Annotated in this window: 9 protein-coding genes and 1 pseudogene; 8 read left to right on the forward strand and 2 right to left on the reverse strand. The window is 69.5% G+C overall.

The features are described 5' to 3' along the window. From GBZ26_RS19845 to GBZ26_RS19860, 4 genes and pseudogenes are all read left to right on the forward strand, one after another. Positions 1 to 331, forward strand: a pseudogene (locus GBZ26_RS19845) (hypothetical protein); the annotation flags it as partial. A 39-nt stretch (positions 332 to 370) separates the two neighbouring features. Beyond that, positions 371 to 688: a hypothetical protein gene (locus tag GBZ26_RS19850; RefSeq protein WP_246653893.1), complete on the forward strand. Its 318-nt coding sequence runs from the start codon at positions 371 to 373 to the stop codon at positions 686 to 688. Positions 689 to 727: 39 nt separating this feature from the next. After that, on the forward strand, positions 728 to 1,048 hold the full coding sequence (locus GBZ26_RS19855; RefSeq protein WP_174440323.1) for a hypothetical protein: 321 nt from the start codon (positions 728 to 730) through the stop codon (positions 1,046 to 1,048). An 89-nt stretch (positions 1,049 to 1,137) separates the two neighbouring features. Further along, on the forward strand, positions 1,138 to 1,773 hold the full coding sequence (locus tag GBZ26_RS19860; RefSeq protein WP_174440324.1) for a LysE family translocator: 636 nt from the start codon (positions 1,138 to 1,140) through the stop codon (positions 1,771 to 1,773). Between the two features lie 15 nt (positions 1,774 to 1,788). Here GBZ26_RS19860 and GBZ26_RS19865 read toward each other — a convergent pair whose 3' ends face one another. After that, positions 1,789 to 2,898 carry a diguanylate cyclase domain-containing protein gene (locus tag GBZ26_RS19865; protein WP_174440325.1) on the reverse strand — a complete coding sequence of 370 codons (1,110 nt, stop codon included), beginning with the start codon at positions 2,896 to 2,898 and terminating at the stop codon, positions 1,789 to 1,791. Positions 2,899 to 3,003: 105 nt separating this feature from the next. Continuing rightward, complete coding sequence (locus GBZ26_RS19870; protein WP_174440326.1) at positions 3,004 to 5,373, reverse strand: Tex family protein; 2,370 nt, start codon at positions 5,371 to 5,373, stop codon at positions 3,004 to 3,006. Between the two features lie 396 nt (positions 5,374 to 5,769). Between GBZ26_RS19870 and hyfB the strand changes: the two genes are divergently transcribed. From hyfB to GBZ26_RS19890, 4 genes are read left to right on the forward strand one after another with little or no spacing between them, the layout of a single operon-like run. Then, positions 5,770 to 7,803 (forward strand): hydrogenase 4 subunit B, encoded by a 2,034-nt coding sequence (hyfB, locus tag GBZ26_RS19875; RefSeq protein WP_211104853.1) that lies wholly within the window; start codon positions 5,770 to 5,772, stop codon positions 7,801 to 7,803. Further along, positions 7,800 to 8,756 carry a respiratory chain complex I subunit 1 family protein gene (locus tag GBZ26_RS19880; RefSeq protein ID WP_174440327.1) on the forward strand — a complete coding sequence of 319 codons (957 nt, stop codon included), beginning with the start codon at positions 7,800 to 7,802 and terminating at the stop codon, positions 8,754 to 8,756. Before hyfB ends, GBZ26_RS19880 begins: the two co-directional genes overlap by 4 nt. Position 8,757: 1 nt before the next feature. Then, positions 8,758 to 9,420: a hydrogenase-4 component E gene (locus tag GBZ26_RS19885; protein WP_174440328.1), complete on the forward strand. Its 663-nt coding sequence runs from the start codon at positions 8,758 to 8,760 to the stop codon at positions 9,418 to 9,420. Continuing rightward, positions 9,417 to 10,874, forward strand: a complete 1,458-nt coding sequence (locus tag GBZ26_RS19890; protein WP_174440329.1) for a hydrogenase 4 subunit F — start codon at positions 9,417 to 9,419, stop codon at positions 10,872 to 10,874. The genes GBZ26_RS19885 and GBZ26_RS19890 overlap by 4 nt, the downstream gene beginning before the upstream one ends. Positions 10,875 to 12,359 lie beyond the last annotated feature (1,485 nt).

Here is a 12,359-nt window from a genome sequence, read left to right on the forward strand (position 1 = left end):
CCCGCCTGCCCTCTCCGCCGCCCCCCCTTTGCGCCATTGCGACGACAGCAATTCCCGGGAGGGGCCCGCGCCCTCCTCCGCCGCCAAGTCCACCCCGGCCCTGCCGCCGGCCGCCTTCCCCGCCTTCGAGGAGGAGATCCGCAAGCGGCTCGGCGCCTGCCTGGACCTGGACGACCTGGAGGAGCTGTGGCGCACCGGCGCCGGCACCCGCCTGCGCGAGATCGGCACGGTGGACCGCACGGCCCAGCACCGCATCACCAGCCTGTTCGCCCAGAAGAAGGCGGAAATCCTGAAGCAAGACGAAGAAGGCGGCGATCTGGAGGCCGCCTGAGCCACGCCATTCCCGCGGCGTGGACGGGAGAAGCCCTGAATGACATTCGCAACCGAACGCACCCGCACCGAGCGCTCCCCCAGCGGACTGTTCCGCATGAGCACCTGGGAAGGCGAGATGGAGCGCAGCCACCCCCAGCTTCCACGCTGGTACTGGAACGAGGCGGAACGCCGCAAGCAGTACGCCCGCTGGGTCGAGGCGGAAGCGGAATCGCTGGCCATGCGGCTGGCCGGGCTGCTCCGCCCCGACACCCCTGCGGACTCCGCCGGCCCGGCCCGCCTGCTGGTCGAATCGCTGGCCCGCGACGCCGAATGGGCGCGCAGCCTGGAAGAACGGCTGCTCCGCAACGCCGCGTGATCGCAAGACCGCTTGATGTTTGAGAAGGAAGCACGCGCCATGACCATCGAAGAGGTCCAGTCCCGGCTGCGCGCGGCCCACGCCCGGATCGGGCATGAGGGACGCTTTGCCCTGACCCTCACCCTGAATGGGACCGAGGACGGCTACATCACCCACTGGTTCCGCCCCGACCCGCACGCCTTCGAAGACTGCCGGGCGGTCGGTTCCGGCTCGATCGCCGAATGCCTCGCCGCCCTCGACCGCTATGTGGAAACCTACCGGCGCCGGCCGACGACCGAGGAAATTGGTCGGACGATCGGGCTGCCGGACATGCCCCCGCGTTCCCATCACGGTACGAGCTTTCTGATGGCCGCGGAGTGAGCGGGCGGGGTGCCGCGACCATTTTGCCGGCTGACGAGCCCGTTCGCCGTCCATAAACTGCGGCGTTCACGAACAGCGGAGCCGCAGCCATGGATGGGTCCGTTCTTGCCCTTTTGAGCATTGTCGGCGCCTTGGCCATCGGCGCCATCAGCCCCGGCCCCAGCTTCGTCCTGGTGGCACGCACGTCCATCGCGGTCTCGCGTGCCGCGGGCGTTGCCGCCGCCGTCGGCATGGGGGCTGGCGGCGTGGTCTTTGCCACCTTGGCCCTTCTCGGTCTGCACACTCTGCTGACCCACGTTGGATGGCTCCATCTGGTTTTGAAAGTTGGAGGCGGCCTTTATCTCGTCCATCTGGCGGTGCGGATCTGGCGGGGGGCGGCGGAGCCAGTCCGCGTTCCGGATGGGATCGCCGACTCCCACGGCACCTTGCGCTCCTTCGGGATCGGTCTGGCAACGCAGATCAGCAACCCGAAGACCGCCATCGTCTACGCCAGCATCTTCGCGGCCCTTCTGCCGGCCTCGCCGCCGGGCTGGGTTCTGCTGGCCCTGCCGCCCGCCGTGTTCCTGATCGAGACAGGTTGGTACGCCATCGTCGCCGTGGCCTTCTCCGCCGGCCGCCCCCGCGCCGCCTATCTGCGGTCCAAGGCGTGGATCGACCGGCTGTCGGCCTCGGTCATCGGCGCGCTGGGCCTTCGACTGGTGATGGACGCGGCCAAGCCGTCCTGACGTCCGCAGCTCAATTCAGGCGGTGCCCAGTTCCAGCCGGTTCTTGCCCAGGCGCTTGGCGCGGTACATGGCCTGATCGGCGCAGCGCAGCAGAACGCCGGCATCGACGCCGTCCGACGGATAGAAGGCCATGCCCACGCTGGCCGACACCGACAGGTCCAGGCCGGGCAGGGGCCGGTCGATGGAGTCGATGATCTTTTCCGCCACGGCCCGGGCGTTCTCGACGGAGATGTCCCCTTCCAGAAGGACGGCGAATTCGTCGCCGCCGATGCGGGCGGTGGTGTCGCTGTTGCGCAGGGCGCTGGACAGGCGCTGGGCGGTGGTCACCAGCACCTCGTCGCCCTTCTGGTGCCCGTGGGTGTCGTTGACCTCCTTGAAACCGTCGAGGTCGAGGAAAAGCAGCGCGAAGCTCTCGTCGTCGCGTTTGGCGCGGGCGATGGCGTGCTCCAGCCGGTCCTCGAAGCGGATGCGGTTGCACAAGCCCGTCAGCGCGTCATGCCCGGCGAGATAGCGCAGCCGCTCCTCCAGATGGTGCTGGGCGGTGGTGTTGCGGGCAATTCCCTCCACCCCGATCGGCCGTCCCGCGGGATCGCGGCGGACGTAGGCGTTGGCGGAAATCCAGAAGGTGCTGCCGTCCTGCCGCCGCATCGGCATGCGGTGGTCGCGGACCTCGCCGCCCGAATCCTCCAACGCCGCAAGGAATTTGGCGCGCCCGTCCTCCTCCACGTAATGGTCGGCGATGCGGGTGCCGATCACCGTTTCGGGTGTCAGGCCGAACTCCCGCGCGAACTGCGGGGAGGCCATGCTGACCCGGCCGTCCAGATCCGTGCGGAAGAAGGCGTCCGGCAACTTCTCGATGACCGAGCGGAGGTCGGCCTCCGACTGCGCCAGCCGTTCCAGCGTGGAGCGCAGGGCGTCCTCCGAGCGGGTGCGGCGCTGGAACTCCTGGCGCAGGAAACCCCACAGGGCCAGGGCGGTGAACAGGACGAAGGCGGTGCCCTTGACGTTCTGGATCAGCACCACCTCGCCCAGCCCGGCGGCATCCAAAATGCGGTCGGATCCCACCACCCACGCGGTGGCGAGGACCGAATACAGGCCGACAATTCGGGTTGCCGAAGAGAGCATGGGCGCGTGAGCGGTTGGCGTCGGTGCACACTAGCCTTTGGCGCACGAACCGTCCATGGGGAGAGTACCGGTGCGTGTCCGGCGCCCTCCCTCGCTTTCCGAGCCTTACCGCTTCTTGCCGGCCTGCGCCCGCGCGAAGGCTTCGGCGAAGGCGTTGTTGACGGGCTCCGGCGCCTTCGCCGGTTTGGGGGCCGGCTTCGGAGCGGAGCCGCTCTTGCCGGGCGGCGGGCCGCGGCGGTCGTCCCAGCGCTTGTCGTCTCCACGCGGGCCTTCCGCACGGCCTTGGCCACGCTCGGGGCGCGGGGCGGCGTCGGTCAGGCGCATGGTCAGGCCGATGCGCTTGCGCGGGATGTCGACCTCCATCACCTTGACCTTCACGATGTCGCCGGCCTTCACGACGGTGTGCGGGTCCTTCACGAAGCTGGTGGACAGCTGCGAGATGTGGACCAGACCATCCTGGTGCACGCCGATGTCCACGAAGGCGCCGAACGCGGTGACGTTGGTCACCACCCCTTCCAGAACCATGCCGGCCTGGAGGTCCTTCAGCTCCTCGACCCCCTCCTGGAAGGTGGCCGTCTTGAACTCCGGACGCGGGTCGCGGCCGGGCTTCTCAAGCTCCTTCAGGATGTCCTCGATGGTCGGCACGCCGAACCGCTCGTCGGTGAAGTCCTCGGCGTTCAGCCCGCGCAGGAAGCGGGCGTCGCCGATGACGCTGCCGAGATCCTTGCCGGTCTTCTTCAGGATGCGCTCGACCAGCGGGTAGGCTTCGGGATGGACGGCGGAGGTGTCCAGCGGGTTGTCGCCCTCGCGGATGCGCAGGAAGCCGGCGGCCTGCTCGAAGGTCTTCGGGCCGAGGCGGGCCACGTCGAGCAGCTGCTTGCGCGAGCGGAAGGCGCCGTTGCGGTCGCGGTGCTCCACGATGTTGCGGGCGATCGTCTCGTTCAGGCCGGACACGCGCGTCAGCAGCGGAACGGACGCCGTGTTCAGGTCCACGCCGACCGCGTTCACGCAGTCCTCCACCACCGCGTCCAGCGAGCGGGCGAGCTTGCCGCCCGACACGTCGTGCTGGTACTGGCCGACGCCGATGGACTTCGGCTCGATCTTCACCAGCTCGGCCAGCGGATCCTGGAGGCGGCGGGCGATGGAGACGGCGCCGCGCAGGCTGACGTCCAGCTTCGGGAACTCGGCCGCCGCGGTCTCGGAGGCGGAATAGACCGACGCGCCGGCCTCGCTGACCACCAGCTTCGTGAGCTTCAGCTCCGGATGGCGCTTGAACAGATCGGCGACCAGCTTGTCCGTCTCGCGGCTGGCCGTGCCGTTGCCGATGGAGATCAGCTCCGCCTTGTGGCGCACCGCCAGGGCGGCGATGGCGGCGATGGCGCCGTCCCAGTCGTTCCTCGGCTGGTGCGGGTAGACGGTGGCGGTATCGACCAGCTTGCCCGTGGCGTCGACCACGGCGACCTTCACGCCGGTGCGGATGCCGGGGTCGAGGCCGATGGTCGTGCGCGGCCCGGCGGGGGCGGCCAGCAGCAGGTCGTGCAGGTTGCGGGCGAAGACGCGGATGGCCTCGTCCTCGGCGCGCTCCCGCAGGTCACCCATCAGGTCGGTCTCGACATGCGGGCCGATCTTCAGCTTCCAGGTCCAGCGCACCACGTCGGACAGCCACTTGTCGGCCGGGCGGCCCTGGTCGCGGATGCCGGTGTGGAAAGCGATGGTGCGCTCCGCCGGATGGGGCTGGCCTTCCTCGACCGGCAGGTCCAGGCGGATGTCCAGCACACCCTGGGTCCGGCCGCGGAACAGCGCCAGCGCGCGGTGCGACGGCACCTTCGCCCAGGGCTCGTCGAACTCGAAGTAATCGGAGAACTTGGCGCCTTCGGCCCGCTTCTCCTCGATCACCTTGGCGGTCACCACGCCCTTGTCGGCCATGGCGCCGCGCAGCTTGCCGACCAGCTCGGCGTCCTCGCCGAAGCGTTCCACCAAGATGTGGCGGGCGCCGTCCAGCGCCGCCTTGGCGTCGGCCACCCCCTTGTCGGCGCTGACGAAGCCGGCGGCCTCGGCGTCCGGCTGCAGCGTCGGGTCGGCGAGCAGCCGGTCGGCCAGCGGCTCAAGCCCCGCCTCGCGGGCGATCTGCGCCTTGGTGCGGCGCTTCGGCTTGTAGGGAAGGTAGAGGTCTTCCAGGCGCGTCTTGGTGTCGGCCTGACGGATCTGCAGCTCCAGCTCCGGCGTCAGCTTGTCCTGCTCGCGGACGGAGGACAGGATCGTCTCGCGCCGGTCCTCAAGCTCGCGCAGGTAGGACAGCCGTTCCTCCAGCGTGCGCAACTGCGTGTCGTCGAGCCCGCCCGTGGCTTCCTTGCGGTAACGGGCGATGAAGGGGACGGTCGATCCTTCGTCGAGCAGCTTGACGGCCGAGGCGACCTGGGATTCACGGACCGAAAGCTCGTCGGCGATGCGTTGGCTGATGGAGGTGGACGGCATGGAGGACCGGTGACTGGTGAAAGGGAAGGGTGCCTCCTATAGCGCGAAGGGGGCCTTCCCGGCCAGTGCCGATCTGGGAGAGGCCGGGGAGACCGGTCCGGAGTGGACGCGCGAATCCAAAGCCAAACGCTTGCAAAAAAGTATAGTCAAAGAAAAACCTTGCGCCCTTTACGCGCCGTTAACCTTAACGGACGCATATCTTCCCCTGCAACTTGGTTGCGTTTCCTCCCGAACAAACTCAGGCGGCTCCCGATTTGGTGGGCCGCCTTTTTTCTGTGCGCGTGTCGCCCAAAGCACGCGCACTCACAAGATGAGCGCGACAGAGTTTTTCCCCTTGCGTTCATTGGGAGAAACATCCTTACTGTTTGTGGGTCTAATCCAAACGGATTCGCAGCCTTGGGACTGGTCGTTTCGGCAATCGCCTTCCTGTTCGCTGTGGCCGTCGTCGGCGCCGCGGCGAGGCGGCTGCCGCAAGCGTCCACGGTGGTCTATGGTGGAACGGCGGCGGCCTGCGCGCTGATCGCGCTGTGGGCGGCGGTCGGGCTGGCCGGGGGCGGTCCGGACGCGGCGCTGGTCCTGCCCGTAGGATTGCCCTGGATCCAGGCCCATCTGCGCGCCGACGCGCTGTCCGCCGTCTTCCTGATCGTCGTCAATCTGGGCGGCATCACCGCCAGCCTGTTCGGCTGGGGGTACGAGCGGGCGCATCACGAGTCCCACGGCGGTTCCCAGGATGGCCCGGTGCTGCCGCTCTACCCGCTGTTCCTGGCGGGCATGAACATGGTGTTGATCGCCGCCGACGCCTTCACCTTCCTGCTGTCCTGGGAATTCATGTCGCTGGCCTCCTGGCTGCTCGTGCTGTCCACCCATCGGGACCCGGACACGCCGAAGGCGGCGCGCCTCTACATCATCATGGCGAGCTTCGGCACGGCCTGCCTGCTGCTGGCCTTCGGGGTGCTGGCGACGGCGCACGGCGACTACAGCTTCGCCGCCATCCGCGCCCATGCGCCGGAAGCCGGGGCGGCGGCGCTGGTCGTGGTGCTGATCCTTCTGGGGGCGGGGTCGAAGGCCGGGCTGGTGCCGCTGCATGTCTGGCTGCCGCTGGCCCATCCGGCGGCGCCCAGCCATGTGTCGGCCCTGATGTCCGGCGTGATGACCAAGGTCGCCGTCTACGCGATGATCCGCGTGCTGTTCGACCTGCTGGGCGAGCCGGAGTGGTGGTGGGGCGGGGTGACCATGGGCTTCGGCGCCCTGACCGCCGTGATGGGCGTGCTCTACGCGCTGATGCAGGACGACGTGAAGCGGCTGCTCGCCTATTCGACGGTGGAGAACATCGGCGCCATCGTCATCGCGCTGGGTCTGGCGCTGGTCTTCAAGGCCGCGCACACGCCGGTGATCGCGGCGCTCGCCCTGGCGGCGGCGCTGCTCCATGTGGTCAACCATTCCCTGTTCAAGAGCCTGCTGTTCTTCGCGGCGGGCGCCATGCTGACCGCCACGGGATCGCGCGACCTGAACCGGCTGGGCGGGTTGATCCACCGGATGCCGACCACCGCCGTGCTCGCCCTGATCGGCGCCGCGGCGATCTCGGCCCTGCCGCCGCTGAACGGCTTCGTCGGGGAATGGCTGCTGTTCCAGGCCATCCTGAACGCCCCGGCCCTGTCGGAATGGTCGCTGAAGATCGAGATCGCCGTGGTCGGCGCCGCCCTGGCGCTCGCCACCGCGCTCGCCGGCGCCTGCTTCGTGCGGCTCTACAGCATCGCCTTCCTGGGAAGGCCGCGGTCGCGCGCCGCAGCGGAGGCGGTGGAGGTGGGGCGGGCGATGCGGCTGGGCATGGCGGTTCCGGCGGTGCTCTGCGTCGTGCTCGGCGTCCTGCCGACCCCGCTGATCCGCCTGTTCGAGCCGGCACTGCGCCTGCTGGTGGAGGCCGGGCCGTTCGACGGGCGCGCCTATCAGCCCTGGTTCTGGCTGGCCCCGACCTCGGCCATCGGTAATTCCTACAACGGCCTGATCATGCTGGTGGTGATCGCGCTGCTGTCGGTCGTGCTGGTGCTGGGCATCCACCGCAAGGCGAGCGACCGGGTGCGCTGGTCGATCCCCTGGGGCTGTGGCTTCGACGGTCCGGACCCGGCGGCGGTCACCCAATACTCCGCCTCCAGCTTCGGCCAGCCGATCCGCCGCGCCTTTGGCAGCACGGTGTTCCGCGCCCGCGATCATGTGGACATGCCGGCGCCGGGCGACACGCGCCCCGCCCGCCTGTCGGTGACCTGGACCGACCCGGCCTGGGCCGTGGTGGTGGAGCCGCTGGCCGGCGCGGTGGGCTGGCTGGCCGAGAAGGCCAACCGGTTGCAGTTCCTGACCATCCGCCGCTACCTGACCCTGATGTTCCTGGCGCTGGTCGTGCTGCTGGTGATGGTGGCGGTGACCCAACGATGACGCTGCTGCTCGCCACCCTCTACCAGATCCTGCAGATGCTCCTGGTGCTGGCCCTGGCGCCGCTGCTGACCGGCTGGGTGCGGCTGGTCAAGGCGCGGCTGGTCGGGCGGAGGGGGCCGTCCGTCCTCCAACCCTACCGCGACCTGCTGCGGCTGCTGCGCAAGGAGGTGGTGCTGGCCCGCAACGCCTCCTGGCTGTTCCGCTCCGTGCCCTACATGATGTTCACGGCGATCTGGCTGGCCGCCGGGCTGGTGCCGGTCTTCACCACGCAGCTGGCGCTCGCCCCGACGGCGGACCTGATCGCGCTGATCGCGCTGCTCGGCTCGGCGCGCTTCTTCCTGGCGCTCGCCGGGATGGACACGGGGACGAGCTTCGGCGGCATCGGCTCGTCGCGCGAGATGATGATCGCAGCGCTCGCCGAGCCGGCGATGCTGATGATCGTCTTCTCGGTGGCGATCCTGGTCCGCAGCACCTCGCTGGCCGAGATCGCCGACTTCATGATGTCCGGCGCGGTCGGCCTGCGCATCTCCCTGGCGCTCGCGCTGATCGCGCTGGTCATGGTGGCGATCGCCGAGAACGCGCGCATTCCCATCGACAACCCGGCCACGCACCTGGAACTGACCATGGTGCACGAGGCCATGGTGCTGGAGTACTCCGGCCGCCACCTCGCCCTGGTCGAGGCGGCGAGCATGCTCAAGATGCTGCTCTACATGGCGCTGATCGCCTGCGTCTTCGCGCCCTGGGGCATGGCGACCGCCGGGTCCGGCGTGGCGGCGGCGCTGGGCGGCGTGCTGGTCTTCGTGGTGAAGCTGGCCGTCGGCGGGACCCTGCTGGCGCTGTTCGAGACCTCCATCGCCAAGATGCGCGTCTTCCGGGTCGGCGAGTTCCTGGGCGGCGCCCTGTTGCTGAGCCTGCTCGGCGCGATCTTCCTCTACGTGTCGCGGGGGGTATGAGGTGAGCGACCTGGGCTATGACGTCGCGCACATGCTGGGGGCCGTCGTCCTGCTGATGAGCTTCGCTCTGCTCTACCAGCGCCGGCTGTTCTCCCTGCTCAACGTTTTCACCATGCAGGCGCTCGCCCTGACCGCGACGGCGGCGTGGCAGGCCTATTCCCATGGGGAGCCGCACCTCTACATCACCGCGCTTCTGACGCTGGTTCTCAAGGCCATCCTGATCCCGGTGGCGCTGCACCGCATCATCGTGAAGATGAAGATTCACCGCACCATCGAGCCGGCGCTGGGCATCGGGCTGACCATGGTGGCGGGCGTGTCGCTGGTCACCCTGTCGATCCTGCTGGTGCTGCCGGTGACGGCGGAAGCCACCGCCCTGACCCGCGAGAATCTGGCGTTGTCGCTGTCGGTCGTCCTGCTCGGCCTGCTGATGATGATCTCCCGGCGCAACGCAGTCAGCCAAGTGGTCGGCTTCATGTCGATCGAGAACGGGCTGATTCTGGCGGCGGTCGGTGTCGCCGGCATGCCGCTGGTCGTCGAGATGTCGGTGGCCTTCTCCGTCATGGTGGCCTTCATCATCTTCGGCATCTTCCTGTTCCACATCCGCGAGCGGTTCGACACGCTCGACATGCAGAAGATCGAGAGCTTCCGGGGGGAGAGCGATTGAGCGCCGTCGCCGTCATCGTCGCCACCCCGCTGATCGGCGCCGCCGTCCTCGCCCTGGTTCCCGGTCACCGGCTGGGGGCGCGGCTGAATGTCGGCTTCTCCGCCGTCACGCTGCTGGCGTCGCTGGTCCTGTTCGGGCTGGAGCCGTCGAGCGGCGCGCTGTTCGTGGTGGACGCCTTCAACATCTACCTGATCGCGCTCACAGCCTTCGTCGGGCTGACCACCAGCGTCTTTTCTGCCGGCTACATCGCCCACGAGATTGCCGTGGGGAAGCTGGACGAGCGCAAGCTGCGCTTCTACCACGCCATGTACCAGGCCTTCATGTTCACCATGCTGCTGGCCCTGTCGGCCAACAACCTGGGCGTCATGTGGGTGGCGGTGGAGGGGGCGACGCTGACCACCGTCCTGATGGTCAGCCTCTACCGCACCGCGGCCAGCATCGAGGCGGCGTGGAAGTACTTCATCCTGTGCGGCGTCGGCATCGCGCTCGCCCTGTTCGGCACCATCCTGATGTACATGGCCGCCCAGCCGGTGATGGGGCCGGGCATGGCGGCGATGACCTGGACGGAGCTGATGGGTCACGTCGCCAAGATCAGCCCGGCGATCCTCAACTTGGCCTTCGTCTTCCTGCTGATCGGTTACGGCACCAAGGTCGGTCTGGCGCCGCTGCACGCCTGGCTGCCGGACGCCCACGCGGAAGGGCCGACGCCGATCTCCGCCGTGCTGTCCGGTCTGCTGCTGAACGTGGCGCTCTACGCCGTGCTGCGCTTCAAGATGCTGCTGGCGGCGAATGGGCAGGCCATCGCGCCGGGGCCGCTGATGATCGCCATGGGGCTGGCCTCGCTGCTGCTGGCCGGGTTGATGCTCTACCGGCGGCGCGACGTGAAGCGCTTCTTCGCCTACAGCTCCATCGAGCATATGGGCATCATCACCTTCGCCTTCGGCATGGGCGGGCCGCTCGCCAACTTCGCCGGGCTGCTGCACATGGCGATGCACAGCCTGACCAAGTCGGCCATCTTCTACGCGGTCGGCCACGCGGTGCAAGTGACGGGCACGCAGCGGATCGAGCGGATTTCCGGCCTGACGGTCAGCCATCCGGCGCTCGGCTGGGGCCTGCTGGCCGGTGTGGTGGCCATCGCCGGCCTGCCACCCTTCGGCGTGTTCATGAGCGAATTCCTGCTGGTCACCAGCACCTTCGCGCGGGAACCGCTGCTGGCCCTGCCGCTGGTCGTGGGCATCCTGGTCGCCTTCGGGGCGCTGGTGCTGCGGGTCCAGCAACTGTGCTTCGGAGCGCCTGGCACGGTGGAGGGCAGCGGCGTCCCGGTGGCGACGGTGCCGCTGGAGGGAACGCTGGTTCCGCTCTACGCGCATCTTGCGCTGGTTCTGGTGGCGGGGGTCTGGCTGCCGGGGCCGCTGGTCGCGTGGTTCCAGACCGTCGCGGCGCTGCTGGGGTAGGGGAGGCGGCATGTACGGGGAAGAACCGCTGTTCGGCCTGTTGAACCGCATTGGCACGCCGGTCGAGGGCCACCGGCCCTGGCCGCGCTACCGGCTGGGCCGCGACGGCTGGCTGCGCCTGATCGAGGGGCTGGCGGGCAACGGCTGGAGCCTGCTCGGCCTGTGGGGCGAGCCGAAGGCGGTCCACGCCGCCTTCCGCGAGGATTTCTCCGGCGATGTCGCGGTGGTCAGCCTCGACTGCCCGCAAGGCCGTTTCCCGAGCCTGAGCGCCGTGCGCCCCGCCGCCAACCGGCTGGTCGTCGGGCTTCCGGCGCGGGCGGGTGGCGTTGCTCCACCCCGGCCCGACAGGAAGCTCTGGAGTCCGGACGTTGGCCGGCACCCGGCCCGCGGCGATGGCCACCGCCAATTCCAACGGGTCTTCGGGTGCCACGCCCGGCGGCGTGTCGACCAGTCCGGTCAGGCTGGCGAGACCCGTCCGGGTGCCTTCACCCATCTTGCCGTCGATCGCACCGTCGTAGCGCCCCAGCCGGGCCAGCGCCCGCTGGGCGGCCATGATCCGCTCCTCCGGAGTCAGCACGCGCGGGGCGGGCATCGGCGCGCGGCCCTGGGTGATCGTTTCCACATCCAGCCGATGGTTCAGCCGGCTGAATCCCGGCCCACCGTTCCACAGGGTCAGCAGGCCGATATGGATCGCCGCCGCAGCGGACAGCAGGACGAGTGGCCAGGACCCCTGGTCCGGCGCGCGGACCGGGCCGCCGAAGGCGGCGGCCAGGGCCCCGCGCACCACCCCGCGCACGAGCGCCCACAGGGCCAGCCCGGTGGCGATGGGAATCCCGATGTCCCAGCCCAGCCGCAGCGCCGCGGGTGCCGGCTGTTCGGGTGTCGCGCCGGTCAGCAGAGCCGGACCGTCCACGCCCGCCACCAGAAGCAGGACCAGCGCAAGCAGCCCCGCCGCGGCGATCCAGCTCCGCGCGACGGCGGTGCGGCTGGTTTGGGCGAACCGTTCCGCCAGCACGGCGGCGGTTTCCTTCACGAAGGCGGGGGTGACGCAGCCCTCATGGTCGGCGACGATTGCCGCCGTGTCCGGCTCCCGGCCGCCCAACACCGCCTCCGTGACGGAGCGGGTCAGGCGATAGGCGCCGGCCAGGGCGAAGGCGTCGGCCGGTGGCAGCGCCGCGATGCGCGTGAGCACCGGGGCGAGCACCGTATCCAGGAAGGGGGGAAGGGGGGCGGAGTCGCCGTCCGGCCCGACGGTTTCCACCTCGAACGGCACGCCGTCGCAGTCCCAGGACAGGGCGACCACCGTCAGCGTGCCGCTGCGCTGGTAGAGAAGCTGAGTGCCGGAATGGCGCACTGTGGCGGGCGCGGGGTTGGCGAGCGCCGCGAAGCCGGCGAAACCGGCCTCCTCCAGCGCCATCCGCACGATCGCCGGGGCGTCCGGTGGCGCGGTCAGGCTGTAGGAGGGGTGGGCCGTCAGGCGGGGGT

Origin of the sequence: Azospirillum formosense, assembly GCF_013340925.1 — a bacterium.
Classification (GTDB): domain Bacteria; phylum Pseudomonadota; class Alphaproteobacteria; order Azospirillales; family Azospirillaceae; genus Azospirillum; species Azospirillum formosense.